At 65.0% G+C, this 19,602-nt stretch carries 17 protein-coding genes; 8 read left to right on the forward strand and 9 right to left on the reverse strand.

Translation table 11 applies throughout. From position 1 onward, the window contains the following. Positions 1-200 precede the first annotated feature (200 nt). Positions 201-1,445, forward strand: a complete 1,245-nt coding sequence (locus ACVI1L_RS03995; RefSeq protein ID WP_456785505.1) for an IS4 family transposase — start codon at positions 201-203, stop codon at positions 1,443-1,445. A 235-nt stretch (positions 1,446-1,680) separates the two neighbouring features. Here the strand turns inward: ACVI1L_RS03995 and ACVI1L_RS04000 are convergent, their stop codons facing one another. The 5 genes from ACVI1L_RS04000 to ACVI1L_RS04020 all read right to left on the reverse strand — a co-directional run bounded on the left by ACVI1L_RS04000 (position 1,681) and on the right by ACVI1L_RS04020 (position 7,535). Beyond that, on the reverse strand, positions 1,681-2,106 hold the full coding sequence (locus tag ACVI1L_RS04000) for a GFA family protein (RefSeq protein WP_076829027.1): 426 nt from the start codon (positions 2,104-2,106) through the stop codon (positions 1,681-1,683). A gap of 244 nt (positions 2,107-2,350) precedes the next feature. Beyond that, entirely contained in the window at positions 2,351-3,574 is a 1,224-nt protein-coding gene (locus tag ACVI1L_RS04005) for an ABC transporter substrate-binding protein (protein ID WP_456782335.1), read from the reverse strand. A gap of 234 nt (positions 3,575-3,808) precedes the next feature. Then, complete coding sequence (locus ACVI1L_RS04010; protein ID WP_456782336.1) at positions 3,809-5,254, reverse strand: amidase family protein; 1,446 nt, start codon at positions 5,252-5,254, stop codon at positions 3,809-3,811. 23 nt (positions 5,255-5,277) lie between these two features. After that, a complete protein-coding gene (locus ACVI1L_RS04015; RefSeq protein ID WP_057018897.1) occupies positions 5,278-6,696 on the reverse strand; it encodes an amidase family protein in 1,419 nt (472 codons plus the stop codon). Positions 6,697-6,740: 44 nt separating this feature from the next. Then, complete coding sequence (locus ACVI1L_RS04020) at positions 6,741-7,535, reverse strand: FadR/GntR family transcriptional regulator (protein ID WP_456782337.1); 795 nt, start codon at positions 7,533-7,535, stop codon at positions 6,741-6,743. A gap of 169 nt (positions 7,536-7,704) precedes the next feature. Here ACVI1L_RS04020 and ACVI1L_RS04025 point away from each other — a divergent pair, with 169 nt between their 5' ends. Then, positions 7,705-8,205, forward strand: coding sequence for a hypothetical protein (locus tag ACVI1L_RS04025; RefSeq protein WP_456782338.1), 501 nt, complete (start codon positions 7,705-7,707; stop codon positions 8,203-8,205). A gap of 104 nt (positions 8,206-8,309) precedes the next feature. Further along, positions 8,310-8,741 carry a hypothetical protein gene (locus ACVI1L_RS04030; RefSeq protein WP_456782339.1) on the forward strand — a complete coding sequence of 144 codons (432 nt, stop codon included), beginning with the start codon at positions 8,310-8,312 and terminating at the stop codon, positions 8,739-8,741. A gap of 214 nt (positions 8,742-8,955) precedes the next feature. On the opposite strand, the gene ACVI1L_RS04035 is transcribed toward ACVI1L_RS04030, so the two are convergent. The 3 genes from ACVI1L_RS04035 to ACVI1L_RS04045 form a co-directional block, all read right to left on the reverse strand. After that, complete coding sequence (locus ACVI1L_RS04035; protein WP_456782340.1) at positions 8,956-9,462, reverse strand: hypothetical protein; 507 nt, start codon at positions 9,460-9,462, stop codon at positions 8,956-8,958. Positions 9,463-9,816: 354 nt separating this feature from the next. Continuing rightward, complete coding sequence (locus ACVI1L_RS04040) at positions 9,817-10,938, reverse strand: amino acid ABC transporter permease (protein WP_057018832.1); 1,122 nt, start codon at positions 10,936-10,938, stop codon at positions 9,817-9,819. Position 10,939: 1 nt separating this feature from the next. Then, the gene (locus tag ACVI1L_RS04045) at positions 10,940-12,127 is read right to left on the reverse strand and encodes an amino acid ABC transporter permease (protein ID WP_456782341.1); all 1,188 of its coding nucleotides are present in this window, start codon (positions 12,125-12,127) and stop codon (positions 10,940-10,942) included. A gap of 178 nt (positions 12,128-12,305) precedes the next feature. Between ACVI1L_RS04045 and ACVI1L_RS04050 the strand changes: the two genes are divergently transcribed. The 4 genes from ACVI1L_RS04050 to ACVI1L_RS04065 all read left to right on the forward strand — a co-directional run bounded on the left by ACVI1L_RS04050 (position 12,306) and on the right by ACVI1L_RS04065 (position 16,429). Further along, positions 12,306-13,181, forward strand: a complete 876-nt coding sequence (locus tag ACVI1L_RS04050) for a MurR/RpiR family transcriptional regulator (RefSeq protein WP_057018834.1) — start codon at positions 12,306-12,308, stop codon at positions 13,179-13,181. 5 nt (positions 13,182-13,186) lie between these two features. Further along, entirely contained in the window at positions 13,187-14,542 is a 1,356-nt protein-coding gene (locus tag ACVI1L_RS04055; protein WP_456782342.1) for an aspartate aminotransferase family protein, read from the forward strand. 85 nt (positions 14,543-14,627) lie between these two features. Then, on the forward strand, positions 14,628-15,638 hold the full coding sequence (locus ACVI1L_RS04060) for an amino acid ABC transporter substrate-binding protein (protein ID WP_456782343.1): 1,011 nt from the start codon (positions 14,628-14,630) through the stop codon (positions 15,636-15,638). A gap of 158 nt (positions 15,639-15,796) precedes the next feature. After that, positions 15,797-16,429 carry an aspartate/glutamate racemase family protein gene (locus ACVI1L_RS04065; protein WP_057018837.1) on the forward strand — a complete coding sequence of 211 codons (633 nt, stop codon included), beginning with the start codon at positions 15,797-15,799 and terminating at the stop codon, positions 16,427-16,429. A gap of 169 nt (positions 16,430-16,598) precedes the next feature. On the opposite strand, the gene ACVI1L_RS04070 is transcribed toward ACVI1L_RS04065, so the two are convergent. Next, on the reverse strand, positions 16,599-17,933 hold the full coding sequence (locus tag ACVI1L_RS04070) for an MFS transporter (protein WP_253624209.1): 1,335 nt from the start codon (positions 17,931-17,933) through the stop codon (positions 16,599-16,601). A gap of 330 nt (positions 17,934-18,263) precedes the next feature. Between ACVI1L_RS04070 and ACVI1L_RS04075 the strand changes: the two genes are divergently transcribed. Further along, positions 18,264-19,463, forward strand: a complete 1,200-nt coding sequence (locus ACVI1L_RS04075; RefSeq protein WP_371852151.1) for a multidrug effflux MFS transporter — start codon at positions 18,264-18,266, stop codon at positions 19,461-19,463. The last annotated feature ends 139 nt before the right edge of the window (positions 19,464-19,602 follow it).

The following is a 19,602-nucleotide window of genomic DNA, read 5'->3' on the forward strand; positions in this document are numbered from 1 at the left end:
GCGACAGATTGACTCGGTGCAGCAAGAAGTGGCGTCTCTGCAGCATGTTGTATGATTCTCTCACTGGCGCTTTGATTCGAAGGAGCGCCAGCGATGCAGCCGGATTTGTCTTTGGGTGAGTTCGGGGACGTTCGTCTCGACAAAAGGGGGCGACGCTTCTCCGGGCTATGCTTTGCACGCGCAGCGTCTGCTTGCGCCAGATGGCCCGGGGCGATTGGGCTGCCAATATGGCGTTCTGGCGGTTTGTGAACAACCCCCAAGTCACGATCGATAAATTGATTGAGGGCTGGAGCACGCAGACGCGGACTGCGGTCAGCGGGCGTCATGTGCTGGCGATCCAGGATACGAGCGAGGTCAAGTTCCAGACCCAGGCGGGACGGCGGCGCGGGCTGGGCAAAGTCGGCAAGGGCAATGCTCGCGGCGTGCTGTTGCATGCGATGATGGCGGTGGATGCCGACAGCGGGGTCTGTCTTGGCCTTACTGGCGGCAACGTTTGGACGCGCAAAGGCAAGGTAAAAATCCCGCATGAGCGGCGCGCCTTGGCCGACAAGGAGTCGGCGCGCTGGGTGACGGCCGCCGAGCAAGGCCGCGACGTCCTGGCAGATGCCCGCATGATCACCGTCGTCAACGACCGCGAGGGGGATTTCTTTGCTCACTGGGCGCTGACGCCAGCTGAGAATGTCCATCTTCTGTCGCGTGCCATGCACGACCATGCGCTGGTCGATGGCGACACACTTTATCAGGCGGTCGAGCGGAGCCGCTTCTGCGACAACGCGGTGATCGATCTGCCGCAGCGAATGGATCGGCGCGGCCGGCAGGCCCATCTCTCGATGCGCTTCGGAACCGTCGTGCTCAAGCGGCCGCAGAGGCCCGGCGTCACCGACTTGGCGGAGGGCATCAAACTCAGCTTCGTAGAAGTGGTCGAGTTGCATCCGCCGAGAGGTGCGGAGCCCATTCGCTGGCTGCTCCTGACCACTCATCCGGTCGCCACCGCTAAAGACGCCTGGCAGATCGTCTCCTGGTACCGCCAGCGCTGGATCATTGAGCAACTCTTTCGCTCGCTGAAGAGCCAGGGTTTGCGCATCGAGGATAGTCAGATCGAGAGCGCCGAAGGCCTGATCAAGCTCGTGGCGGTCGCCACCAGAGCGGCATGTATCGTCATTCAACTCGTTCAGGCCCGCAACAGTGGCGAAGAATTGCCGGCTGAATTTGTCTTCACCGCAGAAGAGATCGAGACGCTCAGGGCCATCAACAAAACCATGAAAGGTCGCACCGAGCTTCAGAAAAACCACCATCGCCCCAACACCCTTGCTTGGGCGGCATGGATCATCGCAAAACTCGGCGGATGGACCGGCTACGCCTCCCACCGTCCACCTGGACCAATCACCTTCCACACCGGAATGGCCCGCTTCCAAATCCTCGCAAATGGCCCGACAAACGTGTAGATGCACTAGTGCGAAAGCAGAGACCCATACTCCGCGGCCGAGGTTGTTAAAGGGACTCGTCATTTCGGCGTCGTGAAACAATGACGATCGGTGGTTATGGGTCCGTGCTCCGTGCGCAATTGCGCACTAGGCAGGGACGACACTGAACTTGTTGCACAACCACCGGTGGAAGGGCTCCCTTCCCTCTCACCGTCGTCCCGCGACGAGCCGGGCGGTCGTCGGCCGACAGCGATCGTCAGTCGGCAGGGATGAAGTGGAGTGTGCCTGCCCGGCGCGTCGGCTTGCCGGTGTCGTTCGTATGATTGACGCCGTCCATCACAGGCACCTCGGGGAAGTCGAACGGGCTTACACCATCCAGGCAGGCCACGTTGACGGCATACAGGTTCTGGTTCGATCGCCGTTGATGATGGGTGTAGATCCCGCAGCGCGAACAGAAGAAGTGCTGCACCGATCCGGTATGGAAGCGGTAGCTTGTTAGCGCATCCTCGCCGTGCAGGATCTTGATCCCGCCCATTTCGGCCATGGCAACGACGGCGCCCCGCATCCGGCAGTAAGAGCAGGTGCAGCGGCGGATCGAATTGAAGCCGTCGCTGAGCGTCACCTCGAAACGCACCGCGCCGCAATGGCACTGGCCAGCCCGAACACCCATGTCGCCCGTCATGTTGCTGCGTCTCCTGTCCAGATCGCCTCTGCGCCCGGTCTAGCCGGGCGGACGAGAAGGTCTCAGCGACGTCAACGCGCAGCAAGCCCGCAGTTCGCGCGGAACCGCGCAGGAGCATGATCTGCCAACTAAGACTGATCTCAATCCGAACGTATCGTCAGGATCGGCGCCGGACAACCGATCAAAACTCGCGCATGATAGGAGAAAAACTCACGCGAGGGCTCGATGCAAATTTCTGACAGGGCTAGTGCGACTTGGCAACGTAGGGGCAGCCGCCCTCATCGAGCGGACGGAAGGCCTGGTCGCCCGGCACCGTCGCGAGATACTCGTAGAGGTCCCATTTGCTCTTGGACTCTTCCGGCTTCTTGATGCGCATCAGATACATGTCGTGCACCATCCGGCCGTCCTCGCGCACGAGGCCGTTCTGGGCAAAGAAATCATTGACCGGGATCTTGCGCATCTGCGCGATCACGGTCTCCGAATCGACCGAGTTGGTCGCGGCGACCGCCTTGAAATAGTGCCGGAGCGCCGAGTTGACGCCGGCCTGGTAAGCGGTCGGCATCGCCCCGTGCCGCTTGAAGAACTCCTGGGCGAACACGCGCGTCTCCGGCGTGCGATCCCAATAGAAGGAATCGGTGAACAGCAGATCGTGCGCATGCGCGAGGCCAAGCGCGGGCACGTCGGTGAGCGTCACCTGCAGCGCGACGACCTGCATGCTGGCGCGGATATTGAACTCGTCGGCCTGCGACACCGCGTTGCGGAAGTCGGAACCGGCATTGGCAAGCGCCAGGATCTTGGCGCCGGAGGACTGGGCCTGCAGCAGGAACGACGAGAAATCGGCGGTATCGAAGGGATGGCGGACCGCGCCCAGCACCTTGCCGCCGGCCGATGTCACGGCCTTGCTGGCATCGCGCTCCAGCGCCTGGCCGAACGCATAATCCGCCGTCAGGAAGAACCAGGGCGTGCCGCCGCGCGCAACCACGGCCTTCGCCGTCGCGTTCGAGGAGGCATAGGTGTCGTAAGTCCACTGCACGCTCGTCGGCGAGCATTGCTTGCCGGTGAGATCGGACGAGCCCGAGCCCGAGCCCGAGATCAGAAACAGCTTCTTGCGTTCGCGCGTCACGGTCTGGATCGCGAGCGCCACCGCGGAATTGACGCCTTCGGCGATCACGTCGACACCCTTGTTGTCGATCCAGTTGCGCACGATGCCGGTCGCCACATCAGGCTTGTTCTGGTGATCCGCCGAAATGATCTCGATCTTGCGTCCGGCGACCGTGCCACCGATTTCCTCCGCGGCCATCTGCGCCGCGATCACCGATCCCGGGCCATTGCCGTCGGAATATTGCCCGCTCATGTCGGTGATGATGCCGACCCGCAGCACGCCATCCTCCGCTCGGGCAGCGCCGGCCGCAAATGAGAGACACACGGCAATTGCGACCAGGACATGCGAGCGTTTCGTGATGGACATTTCGTTCCCAGGCGTTTCGACGTTTCGGACGATCTCCTGAAGCAATCAGGGATCGCCGACAACCCCGTCGCCGGCATGGCGCTCTGCGATTCCGCTCAGAAATTCCGGGAGAAGGAACACAGCTCGACTGCCAGCACGCTCGCGTTTCCGATCGTACGAACGCCGCGACGAAATTTCGCCGCGGCGTGCGCTGAATCATGCGAATGGATAATGCGTGGTGGCGTCGGGATCGCCTCAGCGCTGCTGCCACAATTGCCGTGCCAGAACGCCGGCCTTGCGTTCGATCGCCTCGGCGGCGTCGAGACACATGTCCTCGCGATAGCGCGAGCCGACGATCTGGACGCCGACCGGCAATCCCTCATCGAGACCCACCGGCACCACGGCCGCCGGCAGCCCCAGAACGTTCATCGACGAAATGAAGCGCAGGTCGTTCCAGAACAAATCCTTGACGCGCTGATCGCCGCCGAGATCGGCGTTGACCTCCGGCGTCTTGCGCACGGTGGTCGGCATCAGCACCAGCGGATACTGCTCGAGGAACGTCATCCAGTTCCGGATATGGCGCGAGCGCTCGGCGATCGCCTTCATGTAGCCGGCCTGGTCGAGCGGGTTGGCCAGCGCCATGAAGCCGCGGAACGTCTTCTGGAAGTCGGCGCTGGTGGTCGCCAGCATCTGGTCCTGCTGCAACACGCGAACCTCAGTCATGATCAGGTCGCACCAGAGCTGCCAGACCTTGTTGAGGTCGGGGACCTCGACCTCGCTGACCGCATAGCCGGCATCGGCGAGATGATCCGCCGCCTTGCGCTGAAGCGCAATCACGCTGCGATCGGTCGCCATGTCCTCGGGGATCTTTGCGAGCGCGACCTTGATCGGCCCGGCCGGCTTCGGCCCCGTCAGCGGCGCCGGCACGTACCAGGGATCGCGTGGGTCGCGCTTCGCCATCACCTCGAGGCCGAGGCGCACGTCGGCGACGTGGCGCGCCAGCGGCCCTTGCGACGACATGAACTGCGCCATCAGCGGCCGCTCCGCGGTCGCGCTCGGATTGAACGCCGGGATGCGGCCCTGGGTCGGCTTGATGGTGGCGATTCCGTTGCAATGCGCCGGCCAGCGCAGCGAGCCGCCGATGTCGTTGCCATGCGCGATGGTGCCGATGCCGGCCGCGATCGACGCGCCGGCGCCGCCCGACGATCCGCCGCAGGTCACGTCGGCATTCCAGGGATTGCGCGTCAGGCCATGCAGCGGGTTGTCGGTGAAGCCGCGCAGCGAGAATTCCGGCGTGTTGGTGAGGCCGATGATGACGGCGCCGGCCTTCTTGAGATTGGCCGTCACCGGCGAGTCGCCCGGCGCGATGTTGTCCTTGAATGCCACCACGCCGTTCGAATTGGCCTGGCCCTCGACGTCGATGTTGATCTTGATCGTGACCGGCACGCCGTGCAGCGGCCCGACGGCGCCGCCTCCGCGCTTGCTCGCGGCCAGCGCCTCGTCCGCGGCCTTCGCCGCCTGCATCGCAGACGCGCCGAGATCGACCACGACGGCGTTGAGCGCCGGATTGGCGTCCTGCATGCGGTCGAGATGGGCGCGAACCACCTCCTCCGACGTCACTTGGTTGTTTCGGATCGCCGCGGCCGTGTCGACGGCGGACCAGTGCCAGATCGGTGCATTCGTCACGTGATGTTCTCCCATGATGGTCAGCGCTTGTTGTTGGTTCAGTCTCGCGGGTCGATCGGCGTCAGCTTTGATGCACGCGCCTCGATCAGCTCGGCCACTGCGAGACAGACGTCTTCCCGGAAGCGGCCGGCGATCACCTGCACGCCGACCGGCACGCCCTCGGCGGTCCCGGTCGGTACGACGACCGACGGAAAGCCGAGCGCGGGCACCGCAAGCAGCGGCCGCTGCGCGTCGAGCAGCGCGCGGACCACCGCCGCGTCTTCCTGATCCTGATCGAAACGGAACGGCAGTTGCGCCGAGACCGGCAGGATGATGACGGGATAGCGCTCCTGGAACAGCTGCCAGGCCCGCACGATCGCCAGCCGCTGCTCGAAGCAGGCGAGCACCTGATCGCCGTCGAGCTCGGGCGCGTAGGCGATATGGCACTCGAGATTGTAGCGGCTCCGATCGTCGCCGAACTTGCGGATCATCGGCGCCAGCACGCGCCGCTCCTCATTGATGACGAGGCGATGCCAGAGATCGGCCGCCTCCGCGAGCCGCGGCGGCACGGTCTCCTCCACGGCAAAGCCGGCCTCCGCGAGCCAGCGCCCGGCAGCGCGCACCGCCGCGCTCACCTCCGGCGCCTCGTCGCCGAACGGCGCGGGCGCGACCGCGACACCGATCGGACGCTTGAGCGGCGCACCTTGCAGGGGCACCGGCAGCCATGTGCCGTCGCGCGCGTCCGCCTGGGCCATCGCGGCAAGGCCGAGCCCGAGATCGGCGACCGAGCGGGCCAGCGGCCCCTGCACCGACATCATCTGCGCGGTGATCGGACGATCGCTGGTTGCCGACGGATTGAACGCCGGAATCCGCCCCGGCGTCGGACGCAGACCGGCGACGCCGCAGGCGTAAGCCGGATAGCGGATCGAGCCGCCGAAATCATTGCCATGCGCGATCGCGCCCATCCCGGAGGCGACGGCCGATGCGGCGCCGCCGCTGGAGCCGCCCGGCGTCAGCCGATGGCTCCACGGATTGTAGGTCGCGCCGTGCAGATCGTTGTTGGTGAACCAGCGGTGCGAAAAGGCCGGCGTGTTGGTGCGCCCGACAATGACCGCGCCCGCCTTGCGAAGATTCGCGACCACCGGGCTGTCCTCGGTGGCGATCACGTCGCGGAAGGCCACGACGCCATTGGTGGTGGCGCAGCCGCGCTGGTCGACATTGACCTTGATCGTGACCGGCACGCCGTGCAGCACGCCGAGCTCCGCGCCTGACTTCACCGCTTCGTCCGCCGCGTCCGCGGCGGCCAGCGCTTCATCGGCGAGCACAGCGACAATGGCGTTCAATGCCGGATTGACCTCGGCGATGCGATCGAGGCTGGATCGCACGGCTTCCCGGCTGGAAATCGCGCGCGTCGCGATCGCACGCGCCAGATCGACGGCCGACCAGCTCCACAACTCATTCTCGCGCCGCGTGTCCATTGTCGTTTTCTCCAGGGCGTGATGCAGCAGTCCGCCGATGCGGTTCAATCGAGCCGCAACGGCTGATGAAACACGGGCAGATCGATGCGCCGGTCTTCCGCGGGAACGACCACCGCTTCGGCGCTCAGCACATGATCGAGCATCACGCGCCGGGCGCGCGCGGCATTGCCGGAGCGGAACGCGGCCATCAGACGCTTGTGAAACTCGATATTCTCGCAGGTGAAGCTGGATGCGAATTCCTGCACGCCGAGCTTGCCGATCAGATGCCTGATGGCCTCGTTGACGAACCGGCACACCAGGCCGAGCAGCGGGTTGGGACAGGCCTCGATCAGGATGTCGTGGAAATCGATCTCGGCGTGACGATGATGTTCCCAATCGGCATCGCCACGGGGATGATGCTCCTGGACCGCGATCGCCTTTTCCAGTGCGGCGAAATGCTCCGCCGTGAGGTGGCCGACCACGCTGAAGGCGAGCTCCGGCTCGATCAGCCGGCGGATCTGGTAGATTTGCGCGGTAGAGACCGACTGGAAGTAGAAGTAGTTGCTGAGCAGGCCGACGATCCGGTTGATCGACACCGGCGCCACCCGCGCGCCGCCGCCGGGACCGGTGGTGTTCTGCACCAGCCCCTGCACCTCCAGGGACTTGAGCGCCTCGCGGATGGTCGAGCGGCTGCAGCCGAACATCTCGATCAGCTCGCCCTCCTGCGGCAGCCGGTCGCTCGGCTGCAAGCCGGCCTGGAAGATGTGGCAGCGGATCAGGTCGGCGACCGCGTCCGAGCGCTTGCGCTTGATCGAGGCGCGGCGCGAAGGGTCGAGGGACGGGAGAGCCGATTTATCCATTTTATAATCATAAATAGGTCGGGCACGGTATGGCAAGACGTTTCCGCCGGCCGCCCGGGCTACATCGGTCAATAGTCCCGTTCCAGAAACGCAGAAATCGACGCTGCGGACTCGGGATCGATCAACATCTGATGCCTAGAATGCCACGGCAAATTCCAATGAGGCCGGTATGACAGGCGACGAAGTTCGAGATCAGGCTCAATCCGGTGGCGGCGTGGGACTGTCCGACGAAAACCTTGCGCTCCACCGAAGCGCCATCCAGAGCCGCATTACGTTTCAAGGCCTTGCGACCCGGCCATTCGAGGGGCTGTCGTGGGACTACTTCCTCGCGGATGTCGAGCTGGAAGCGCGCGCTGCGCGCATCGGGATGCGCGACACGACCATCGGGTCGTACTGCGACACCATACAGTTGCTGCCTGCGGCCGCGATCGTCCGCCTGGATGCAGCGCTTTCCGTCTACTTCCTGCCTCCCGAGCCCGAGAGCGAGGCTCACGTCGATTACCTCTTGCGACCGCTGGACGCCGCGACGGCAAAGCGGATGCGGCAGCGTCGGCATGCCGTTCACGCCATGCAGGCCGTGGCGCAACAGCAGGAAGAGGCCAGAAAAAAGCGGCTGCGCCGGACGAAGAACTCAAGTCGCAATATTGGCCGTGTCCGCATGCGGCGCTGAGTACCGAGCCCGACGACGTCCTGCTCTGGATCAAGGATCAGACGCCCGACACCTGGCACGTCATCGTCGACAGCTGGGATCACAACAGCGACGATCGGGATAGCGTGATCGAATGGATCTTCGAGCAGCCGAACTGCGGACCTCGGCACGGCCGCGCAATACTTTTCATCGCGGCATTGGGGCTCGCCAACGAGGAGCCGGCGCAACTCAGTTCCGGCTATCGGCGCAAATGGCATCTCATGAAGCGCGTGGCCGACAACTGGCAACGCGGGCATTATCTGCGCAATGAATTGCAGCCCTCAGTTCAGCCGTCCGACGTCCAATACTACGACGAGTTGGTGGCGCGCCGGGAGGCCAGTGGTCGTCCGCTGCCGTGGACAGTGCCGGGACCGAAACTGCGCCGGTTTGGCGGACGGCAGGCGAATTCAGCGTATTTCTACGAGGACTGCCATTTGAGGCTGGGCTTTACGGCTTGGAAACAGCAGCGCGAGCAACTCGGGTGCGGCAGGGACTTTCCGCGCTGTTGCCAAGAATGATCACGCCTCCTCAATTCGACAGGCGCTGCGCCTCGAGGCCGCGGCTGTAACGCGACATCGCAAAGCAGAACACGAAGTAGATCACGCCGACGAACAGCGTACCCCCCGGTCGCTTGGCATCGCCCCGAGGCAAAGCGCCTACGCGGTCAAAGGGCGACCGGACGCTGGACGATGGTGATGACGAGGAGCCCGCGGAACCGAGGCGGCGTCTCGCTTAAAGCGGACTATGGCTCACGGTGTGGCGCATCTGGCGACAAAAGCCCTCCACGAACTGCGCGAGCGCCTCGAAATTGACCAGCAGCCTTTCGGCCTGCTCCCGGTCAACCGATCCAGGGGCAAACGATTCCGCCAGACGCCGCTGGCGATCTGCGCGATCCCGGCACGCTGCGGCCCTGCTTTCGGCAAACTCCAGTTGCTCGTGTCGGCGGCCGAGCTTGTCTTCCTCAAGCAGCCGCTTGTTGAGCATCGATCTCGTGTTGGTTGGAACGTCCGGGCGCTTCAGCAGATCCAGATAGTGGTCGATGTTTGCGCGCGCGGTATACTCGTTCACGTATGTGCCTCCCGCCAGTCGCAGTCTCGGTCGGCGAGGCTTGGCTTCAACATTCAGGAGTTGTTCGATCTCCGCCAGGAGTTGGCGAAGCTCATCGGTCGAAAACCCTTGCAGGGCATCGTGGACCTGGTTTCGGGTACTCTCGGGATAGGAGGCGTTGTCTTCGGCCATTGGCGTACGGCAAAAATCAAGGTAACGCCCTGTCCGGGCCGAACCAAATCAACAAATCAACGGCAGCATTTGCGTTCAGTCCAGATCGAACGATGCCCGCGCGAACAATGATTTCTGTCATCGCGCGCGCTCGCGAATCCAATGGCGCTCAAGATAAGTTACGGGCGGAACATCGCCTAGTGCACTCTGTGCCAGCCGCGCCTTTGCGCCAACCATCGGCCAAGTCTTGGTTGCCGCATCGTTAAAGCCAGAACAGGCCGCTCCAGAAATCAAAGCACACGGCTGCGGATGCGAACAGGCCGGCACCGAAAAATGCAGCATGTGAGGGAGGCAGCGACGGAGAATCCGGATCGCTCAGCCGTGCGCGCGCTGCGCCTCGAGGCCGCGGCTGTAGCGCGACATCGCAAAGCAGAACACGAAGTAGATCACGCCGACGAACACATAGACCTCGACGCTGAAGGCCTGCCAGGCCGGATCGACGATCGCGGTCTTGGCGGTGGTCAAGAGATCGAAGATGCCGATGATCAGGACCAGGCTGGTGTCCTTGAAGAAGGCGATGAAGGTGTTGACCAGCGGCGGGATGACGTGGCGGATCGCCTGCGGCAGCACGATCAGCGCGTTCTTCTCCCAGTAGGACAGCCCGAGCGCGTCGGCGGCCTCATATTGTCCGCGCGGCACCGCCTGCAGACCGCCGCGCACCACTTCCGCAAGATAGGCGCCGGCATAGAGGATGAAAGCGATCTGGGCGCGCAGCAGTTTGTCGATGTTGACGCCGTCGGGCATGAACAGCGGAAACATGACGCTCGCCATGAACAACAGGCTGATCAGCGGCACGCCGCGGATCAGCTCGACATAGAGCACGCAGAGCGAGCGGATCGCCGGCAGCTTGGAGCGGCGGCCGAGCGCGACCAGGATTCCGAGCGGGAAGCCGAACGCCAATCCAAAAGTCGCCAGGATCAGCGTCACCGGCAGCCCGCCCCAGCGGTCCTGCGTGACAAAGGACATGCCGAGAAAGCCGCCCCACATCAGGCACCCGATCGCGATCAAGGCCGCAGCCCACAGCAGGAACAGCTCCTTGCGCCAGAAGCTGCGGCGGCTCGAGACCACGAACAGCGCAATGAAGATCACGACCGCGAGCGCCGGCCGCCACTGCTCGCTGAACGGATAGGTGCCGAACAGGATGAAGCGGTACTTCTCGGGGATCACCGCCCAGCAGGCACCGACGCCGCGCAGCGCGCGGCAGGCGCTGGTGTCGTTGCCCGAGACGATCCAGACCGCGTTGGCGATGCCCCATTGCCAGAGGCCGATGCACGCCTTGCCGAGCACGAACAGCAGCAGCAGCGTCATGATGCTCGACGTCACGGACGCGAACAGGTTGGCGCGCAGCCAGGCCACGATCTGGCCGCCGAGCGTGCGCTGCGCGCGGCGCCGGCCGATCGGCAGCGGATCCTGCGGGAGATGTGCGACCGAGCTCATGTCAGCGCTCCACCAGCGCGATCCGCGCGTTGTACCAGTTCATGAACAGGCTGATGCCGAGGCTGATGGTGAGGAACACCATCATGATCAGCGCGATCGACTCGATCGCCTGCCCGGTCTGGTTCAGCGTGGTGTTGGCGATCGAGACGATGTCCTGGTAGCCGACCGCGACCGCAAGCGACGAATTCTTGGTCAGGTTCAGATACTGGCTGGTCATCGGCGGGATGATGACGCGCAGCGCCTGCGGCAGCACGATGTGTTGCAGCACGAAGCTGCGCTTCAGCCCGAGCGCCTTGGCGGCGTCCGACTGGCCGCGCGGCACCGCCTGGATGCCGCTGCGCACGATCTCGGCGATGAACGCCGAAGTATACGTGACCAGCGCGATCAGCAGCGCGAAATATTCCGGCGCCAGGGTCAGCCCGCCGACGAAGTTGAAGCCGCGCAACTCGGGCAGCATGACGCTCCAGCTCGCACCCAGAAGCCACGACACCAGCGCCGGCAGCGCGATGATGAGGCCGAGCGCGTAGGGCCAGGCCGGCCGCGCCTTGCCATCGAGCATCTGCTGCGCGATCAGGCGGCGCCTGACGATGAGGAAGACGATCACGCCGGCGACCAGCGCAGCGAGCGTCCAGCCATTGGCCTCATGCAGCGGCACCGACGGCAGCACCAGGCCGCGGTTGGACAGATAGACCCCGTCGACCGGCTTCCACGCCTGGCGCGCCGCCGGCAGGCCCTGCATCAGCACGTACCAGAACAGGAGTTGCAACAGCAGCGGCAGGTCGCGCAGCACCTCGACATAGACGGCGGCGAGCCGCGCCAGCAGCCAGTTCGACGACAGCCGCGCGATACCGACCAGCGTGCCGATCACGGTCGCCAGCACGATGCCGATGACCGCGACGCGCAGCGTGTTGACGACGCCGACGATGAAGGCGCGCAGGTAAGTGTTCTTTGGCGTGTAGTCGATCCAGCTGTCGGCGATCGGCATGCCGGCTTCACGGCCGAGGAAGGCAAAGCCGGTCGAGATGCGCCGCACCGAGAGGTTATGGACCGCGTTGGACCACAGCCAGGCGACGACGGCGACCGCGATGGCGACCACCAGGACCTGCCAGAACAGGCCTGCGACGCGGGGATCGCTGAGCGAAAGCCGCCAGGGCCGGGCGGGAGGGCGTTTCGGCGTCGATGTCGTCACAGCACAAGGACCCCAGTGAGAAGCGATCTTCTGCCATGCGCAAGAGCGTTTTCGAGCGAAGCCTGTCCCGGACTTGATCCGGGATGGATACCCGGTTCGCGTGAAGAAGACGCGTCAACCTCAAATCCTGCGCGCGTCATATGTTGCACCAATTTAATATTTGTGCAACATATGTTTCATGGCCCAGGCCCAGCCGAAACCATCGCCCCTGAACGAATTGTGCAGCGCACTGCCGTCGCTGCCGATGCGCTTGCAGGAGGTCGGCCGGTTCGTCGCCGCCAATGATTACGACGCCACCACCCGCTCGATGCGCGAGCTCGCTTCCGTCGCCGGCGCCGATCCTGCCTCATTCACCCGTCTTGCCAAGGCGCTCGGCTATTCCGGCTGGGACGAATTGCGCGCCGCACTCACCGAGGCGCGCCGGCCGGCGCAGGGCTCGCCGTTCTCCGGCCGCGCCAGGAGCCGCCGCGCCGGGCCGAATGCCGATGTCAAACTGGTGCACGACAAATTGGAGGCCGAGGCCGCGGGCCTTGCGCGGATTTCAGCGAGCGCGATCGCGGAAGCCGCGCGTGCGCTGCACTCCGCTGACAGGATCTGGATATCGGGGTTTCGCAGTTGCCGAAGCGTCGCGGAACTGCTGACCTATCAGCTTCGCCTGTTCCGCCCCGATGCCGTGCAATTGGTCGGCGGCTCCGGCCCGTTCGATCTCGACCACGGCGCCTTCCGCTCAGGCGACGCCGTGGTCGTGATCGGCTTTGCGCCCTACACCCTGGTCAGCGTCGAGACGGCGCGCGCGGCGCATCAGGCGCGCGCCGCGCTGATCGCGATCGCCGACACCATCACAGCTCCGATGGCCGAAGGCGCCGATCATCTGCTGCTGTTCGAGGCCGCCTCCTCCCCCGGCTTCTTCCCGAGCCTGACCGGCGCGATCGCAGTCGCCCAGTCGCTGGCGGCCGTCGCTTTCACGCTGGGCGGCGCGAGCGCAAAACGCAAGCTGGAGGAGACCGAGGGCCGGCTTGCCGAGATGTCGCAATATTTTGTCGAGAAAGGATGAGTGTCATGGCAGCCAACAAGAGCCGCGTGATGCATCGCGGCCTGCGCGAGACCCCGCCGAAAGCGGTCGGCGGCGACGGCGTCTGGCTGATCGCGGAGGATGGCCACCGCATTCTCGATTCCTCCGGCGGCGCCGCGGTGTCCTGCCTCGGCCATCAGCATCCGCGCATCCTGGCCGCGATCGCCAAGCAGGCTTCGAAGATCGCCTATGCCCATACCGGCTTCTTCTCCTCCGAGCCCGCGGAAGAGCTCGCCGAGCGGCTGGTCGGCCACGAGCCCGGCGGCCTCGGCTATGTCTATTTCGTCAGCGGCGGATCGGAGGCGATCGAGGCCTCGATCAAGCTGGCGCGGCAATATTTCATCGAGCGCGGCGAGCCGAAGCGTGCCCGCTTCATCGCGCGCCGCCAGAGCTATCACGGCAATACGCTCGGCGCGCTGTCGGCCGGCGGCAATGCCTGGCGTCGCGAGCCCTACGCGCCGCTGCTGTCGCCCTCGTTCAGCCATGTCACGCCGGCCTTCGCCTATCACGAGAAGCGCGACGATGAATCGGAGGCGGCATTCGTGGCGCGCCTTGCCGCCGAGCTCGAAGCCGAATTCCAGCGGCTCGGCCCCGATACAGTCGCGGCGTTCATCGCCGAGCCCGTGGTCGGCGCCACCGCCGGCTGCGTGCCAGCGCCGGAGGGTTACTTCAAGGCAGTGCGCGAGATCTGCAACCGCCACGGCGCGCTGTTGATCCTCGACGAGGTGATGTGCGGCATGGGCCGCACCGGCACGCTGCACGCCTGGGAGCAGGAAGGCATCTCGCCCGACATCCAGGCGATCGCCAAGGGGCTCGGCGGCGGCTATCAGCCGATCGGCGCGATGCTTGCCAGCGGCACGATCGTCGACACGGTGCGCGACGGCTCCGGCGCGTTCCAGCACGGCCACACCTATCTGGCGCATCCGCTCGCCTGCGCCGCCGCGCTCGAAGTGCAGAAGGTGATCGCTGAGGAGAAGCTGCTCGACCAGGTCAAGGAGCGCGGCCGCCAGTTCGAGCAGCGGCTCACCGAACGGTTCGGCAATCATCGCCATGTCGGCGACATCAGGGGCCGCGGCCTGTTCTGGGGTATCGAGCTGGTCGCCGACCGTGCCACGCGGCAGCCGTTCGATCCCAAGCTGAAGCTGCATCAGCGGATCAAGTCCGCGGCCTTCGCCGGCGGGCTCGGCTGCTATCCGTCGGGCGGCACCGCCGACGGCCAGCGCGGCGATCACGTGCTGCTCGCCCCGCCCTATATCGCTACTTCCGGCGACATCGACATGATCGTCGAACGGCTAGGCGCTGCGGTAGACAGCGCGCTGAAGGATATCGGTCACGGAGCATGATCCGGAAAAACGGGCACCGGTTTTCCCGCGACAAACGCGAAGCGTTCGCGCAGGGATCATGCTCAAACGTTAGGAGGAGGAAAGCATGCTGAGGGTTATCATCACTCTAACCGTTCTCGCCGCGGGCATCGCGGGCGCGAGCGCGGCGACGCTCGACACCGTCAAGCAGCGCGGCACGTTGGTGTGCGGCGTCTCGACCGGCTTTGCCGGATTCTCGGCGCCGGATTCGCAAGGCAACTTCAAGGGCCTCGACGTCGACTATTGCCGTGCGCTTGCCGCCGGCGTGCTCGGCGATCCCGCCAAGGTGCGCTACGTCGCGCTGACCGCGCAGAACCGCTTCACCGCGCTGCAGTCGGGCGAGATCGACGTGCTCTACCGCAACTCGACGCAGACTTTTCTGCGCGGCACTACGCTTGGGCTGCGGCAGGGACCGGTCAATTTCTACGACGGTCAGGGCTTTGTCGTGAAGAAGGACCTCGGCGTGAAGGAGCTGAAGGACCTCAAGGGCGCAACCGTGTGCGTCGCCCAGGGCACCACGCATGAAGTGACGCTCGGCGACTACGGCCGCGCCAACGGCATCGACTGGAAGCCGCTGGTGTTCGACCGCGTCGACACCATGTACCAGACCTTCTTCGGCGGCCGCTGCGATGCCATGACCCAGGATGCTTCCGCGCTCGCCGGCGCGGTCGCGACCGCAGCCCCGAAGGCCGATGACTACGTCGTGCTGCCGCAGACCATCAGCAAGGAGCCGCTCGGCCCGTTCACCCGCAACGGCGACGAGGTCTGGAGCGACATCATCACCTGGCTGCATTACGGCCTGATCGAGGCCGAAGAGCTCGGCGTCACCCAGGCCAATACCGACGAGATGGCGAAGTCGCAAATCCCGGCGATCCAGCGCCTGCTCGGCGCGTCTGGCGATCTCGGCTCGCGCCTCGGCCTCGACAACAAATGGCTGCTCGCCGCGATCAAGGCCGGCGGCAATTACGGCGAAATCTTCGAGCGCAATGTCGGCAAGGCCAGCCCCTTGAAGCTCGAGCGCGGTCTCAACGCCACCTGGAGCAAGGGCGGGTTGATGTACGCGATTCCGTTCAAGTGACCGAAGTTACCTCGCCCCGCCTGCGAGGTCGGATTGCGAAGCAATCCGGGTGAGGGGGCGCCTCCGCATACCGTCCTCTCACCTGTTACGACGATAGAGCCCCTCACCCCAACCCTCTCCCCGCGAAAGAGCGGGGAGAGGGAGAGCAAGAAACATCGATGCGCATCACCCTGATTCACGCCCTGAAACACTCGATCGTGCCGATCGAAGCATCGTTCGCACGGCATTGGCCGGAGGCGCGGCTGATGAACCTGCTCGACGATAGCCTGTCGGCGGACCTCGCGCGCGACGGCAAGCTTGACGAGCGCATGACCGAGCGATTTCTGACCATGGGCCGCTATGCGGCAAGCACCGGCGCCAATGGCATCCTGTTCACCTGCTCGGCGTTCGGGCCGTGCATCGAGGCGGTGGCGCGCGCGCACGCGCCGATGCCGGTGCTGAAGCCGAACGAGGCGATGATCGAGCAGGCGGTGGCGAAGGGCAAGCGGATCGGCCTGCTCTCGACCTTCCCGCCGACGCTGGTGTCGATGCCGCCGGAATTTCCGCCACAGGTCACGCTGGTGCCGAAACTTGCCGATGGCGCGCTGGCAGCGCTCGACCGCGGCGACCGCGCCGAGCATGACCGCATCGTCGTCGAGGCGTCCAAGGAGCTGCGCAACTGCGACCTGATCGCGCTCGCGCAGTACAGCATGGCGCCGGCGGCCGAGCGCGTCGCCGAAGTCACCGGCCGCGAGGTGCTGACGACACCTGATAGCGCGGTGCTGAAGCTAAAGGCGATGCTGGGGGTTTGATCTCCGTCATTGCGAGCCACCCGGTCGGCGCGAAGCGCCGCCGGATGACAGGCTCCGCGAAGCAATCCATTTCACCGCATACGCGGATCGATGGATTGCTTCGTCGCTTCAGCGCAAAATTGCTTCGCAGTTTTGTCGCGAGCTCCTCGCAATGACACAAGGTCGCGGCTCACGCCCCCGCGTCGTGCACGTTCAGATCGACGCCTTGCGGATCCCTAATCGTCGACACCGTGATGAGCGAGATCAGCGACAGCACCGCGATGTAGACGCCGACGCGCCAGGACTGGCCGTAGGTGCCGATGATCCATTGCGCGATCATCGGCGCGAAGGCGCCGCCGAAGATGGCGCCGAGCGCATAGCCGATCGAGACGCCGGAATAGCGCACCTTGGCCGGAAACAGCTCGGCATAGAGCGCCGCCTGCGGGCCATAGGACAGGCCGAGCGCGATGGTGAGCCCGACCGCGCTGACGAAGAACAGCAAGAGGTTCTTGCTGTCGATCAGGAACCACATCGGCACCGCCCACAGCACCATCAGGGTGTAGCCGATCTGGAAGCAGCGCACGCGGCCCATTTTGTCGCCGAGGATACCGCCGAGCAGCGTGAAGATGAACCAGCTCACCGCCGCGAGCGTGCCGATCAGCAGCAGCTGCTCCGACGGCATCTTCAGCGTGTTGGCGCCGTAGCTGATGATGAACGCGATCAGGATGTAGCCGGCTGCATTGTTGGCCATGAAGATCAACGCGGTGCGCAGGATCTCCTTGCTGTGATTGCGCATCAGGTCGCGCAGCGGTGCAGAGGATTCCTTGTGCCGCCGCTGCATCGCCTGGAACACCGGAGACTCTTCGACCGTGCGGCGGATCACGATGCCGACGACGATCAGCACGATCGACAGCAGGAACGGAATTCGCCAGCCCCATTCGATCATCGCCTGCTTGCCAAGCGTCGCGGTGAGCACCCACAGCACGCCTGTCGCCAGGATCATGCCGAGCGGCGTGCCGATCTGCGGGAACGAGCCGAAGAAGCTGCGCTTGTCGACGGGCGCCGATTCCACCGCCATCAGCGCCGCGCCGCCCCACTCGCCGCCGGCCGAGAAGCCTTGCAGGATGCGCAGGAGAATAAGGAGTGCCGGCGCCCAGGCACCGATCTGCGCGTAGGTCGGCAGCAGGCCGACCAGCGCGGTCGCCGCCCCCATCAACAGCAGCGTGACGACCAGCATGTTCTTGCGCCCGAAGCGGTCGCCGAGATGGCCGCAGACGATGGCGCCTAACGGGCGGAACAGGAATGAGAGGCCGAGCGTCGCGAACGAGACGATCTGCGCCAGCAGCGGATTGTTCGCGTTCATCGGCGCGAAGAACAGCGCGCCGAACACCAGGCCCGCCGCCTGGGCGTAGACGAAGAAGTCGTACCACTCGATAGTGGTGCCGACGAGCGTTGCAGTGAGGACCTTGCGCTCCTCATCCGACAGTTCAGCGCCGCGCGAGCGCGCGGACAGTTCGATGGACATGTCGCCTCCCCAAAACCCGTTCTTGAACCTGTTCTTGGCCGCGCGGGCGTGGTCGGCGGCGATGCGCCTGCCCCGCACGGATGCTGGGCCCGGGATTAGCAGAGGTTTCCGCACCACACGAGCAAAATAGTTGCAGGCGCAACGATATTCGGCGAATTGTGCTTTTGGCCCCGGTTCCCGACCCCGCTACCTCGACCGCGATCGGCGGGCAGCTATCCCGAAACGCCGATTGTGCATCGCAACACGATCGCTACGATGCGAGGATTGCCAAGAGGTTGCTAAGTGTCTGACATTAATGCCGATGCCTGGGTTTCCTCAGGCCACCGCCCGATGGGCTTTCCGGAATTCGTCGTCGTCATCGCCTCGATCATGGCGCTGAACCCGTTGGCGATGGACATGATGCTGCCGGCGCTGCCGAACATCCGCTCCGCGTTCCAGATCGCCGATGCCAACCGTCCGCAGATGGTGCTGTCGATCTTCCTGGTCGGCTTCGGCGTCGGCCAGTTCGTGATGGGCCCGCTATCGGACCGCTTCGGCCGCCGCCCGGTGCTGCTCGGCGGCATGACCGTCTACACCATCGCCGGCCTGCTCGCGATCATGGCGCCCTCGTTTGAGACGCTGCTGTTGGCGCGCGCGCTGCAAGGGCTCGGCACTGCGGCGACCCGCGTGATCGCGACCTCGATCGTGCGCGACTGCTACGCTGGACGCCAGATGGCGAGCGTGATGTCGCTGGCGATGATGGTGTTCATCGCAGTCCCCGTGATCGCGCCGTCATTCGGCCAGGCGGTGATGCTGCTGACGCACTGGCGCGGCATCTTCGTGCTGCTGATGATCTACGGCGTGATCGCGCTGGCCTGGAGCGCGATGCGGATGCCGGAGACGCTGCCGCTGGAATTGCGCAAGTCGCTGGCGATCCCGGAAGTGCTATCCGCGTTTCGCCAGACCGTCACCAATCGCCAGACGCTCGGCTACGCGCTCGCCGCCGGCGGCGTGCAGGGCTCGCTGTTTGCCTTCGTGTTCTCCTCGCAGCAGATCTTCACCGAGATCTTCAAGCTCGGGCATTACTTCCCGGTCGCCTTTGCGGCCTGCGCGGTCGGCGTCGCGATCGCCGGCTTCCTCAATTCGCGTATCGTCGGCCGCATCGGAATGCGCGTGATCTCGCACGCCGCGCTGACCGGCTTTGCCGTCGTCGCAGGCGCCCTGCTGCTGGCGGTGAAGACCGACACGCTGTCGCTGCCGCTGTTCATGGTGCTGTCGGGCCTGATGATGTTCGCGTTCGGGCTGATGATGGCGAATTTCACCGCGCTCGCGATGGAGCCGCAGGGCAAGATCGCCGGCACCGCCTCCTCGCTGTACGGCACGATCACGACGCTCCTCGGGATCGGCGTCGGCACCACGATCGGCCAGGATTACGACGGCACGCTGGCGCCGTTCGCGACCGGCTTCTTCCTCTGCACGCTGGCCGCGCTCGCCGTCGTCTTGGTGACGGAGAAGGGCCGGATGTTCCGGCCGCATCATCATCCGATTTGATCTTCGTAGCCCGGATGAAGCGCAGCGAAATCCGGGACGCTTTTACCTGCGGCACGAACCCCGGATTACGCTGACCCTGTCATCGGGCGCGCGTTCGCGCGACCCGTTGGCTCCATCCGGGGTACAATTCTGACTGGTT

Source organism: Bradyrhizobium sp. USDA 4516, assembly GCF_054055915.1.

Coding starts and splice junctions, on each gene's coding strand:
- ACVI1L_RS04035 (WP_456782340.1), bottom strand. CDS start 9,462: ATGGCCGAAGACAACGCCTCCTATCCCGAGAGTACCCGAAACCAGGTC.
- ACVI1L_RS04055 (WP_456782342.1), top strand. CDS start 13,187: ATGGCAGCCAACAAGAGCCGCGTGATGCATCGCGGCCTGCGCGAGACC.
- ACVI1L_RS04070 (WP_253624209.1), bottom strand. CDS start 17,933: ATGTCCATCGAACTGTCCGCGCGCTCGCGCGGCGCTGAACTGTCGGAT.
- ACVI1L_RS04075 (WP_371852151.1), top strand. CDS start 18,264: ATGGGCTTTCCGGAATTCGTCGTCGTCATCGCCTCGATCATGGCGCTG.
- ACVI1L_RS04005 (WP_456782335.1), bottom strand. CDS start 3,574: ATGTCCATCACGAAACGCTCGCATGTCCTGGTCGCAATTGCCGTGTGT.
- ACVI1L_RS04025 (WP_456782338.1), top strand. CDS start 7,705: ATGACAGGCGACGAAGTTCGAGATCAGGCTCAATCCGGTGGCGGCGTG.
- ACVI1L_RS04050 (WP_057018834.1), top strand. CDS start 12,306: ATGGCCCAGGCCCAGCCGAAACCATCGCCCCTGAACGAATTGTGCAGC.
- ACVI1L_RS04060 (WP_456782343.1), top strand. CDS start 14,628: ATGCTGAGGGTTATCATCACTCTAACCGTTCTCGCCGCGGGCATCGCG.
- ACVI1L_RS03995 (WP_456785505.1), top strand. CDS start 201: ATGGCCCGGGGCGATTGGGCTGCCAATATGGCGTTCTGGCGGTTTGTG.
- ACVI1L_RS04065 (WP_057018837.1), top strand. CDS start 15,797: ATGCGCATCACCCTGATTCACGCCCTGAAACACTCGATCGTGCCGATC.
- ACVI1L_RS04015 (WP_057018897.1), bottom strand. CDS start 6,696: ATGGACACGCGGCGCGAGAATGAGTTGTGGAGCTGGTCGGCCGTCGAT.
- ACVI1L_RS04000 (WP_076829027.1), bottom strand. CDS start 2,106: ATGACGGGCGACATGGGTGTTCGGGCTGGCCAGTGCCATTGCGGCGCG.
- ACVI1L_RS04040 (WP_057018832.1), bottom strand. CDS start 10,938: ATGAGCTCGGTCGCACATCTCCCGCAGGATCCGCTGCCGATCGGCCGG.
- ACVI1L_RS04020 (WP_456782337.1), bottom strand. CDS start 7,535: ATGGATAAATCGGCTCTCCCGTCCCTCGACCCTTCGCGCCGCGCCTCG.
- ACVI1L_RS04010 (WP_456782336.1), bottom strand. CDS start 5,254: ATGGGAGAACATCACGTGACGAATGCACCGATCTGGCACTGGTCCGCC.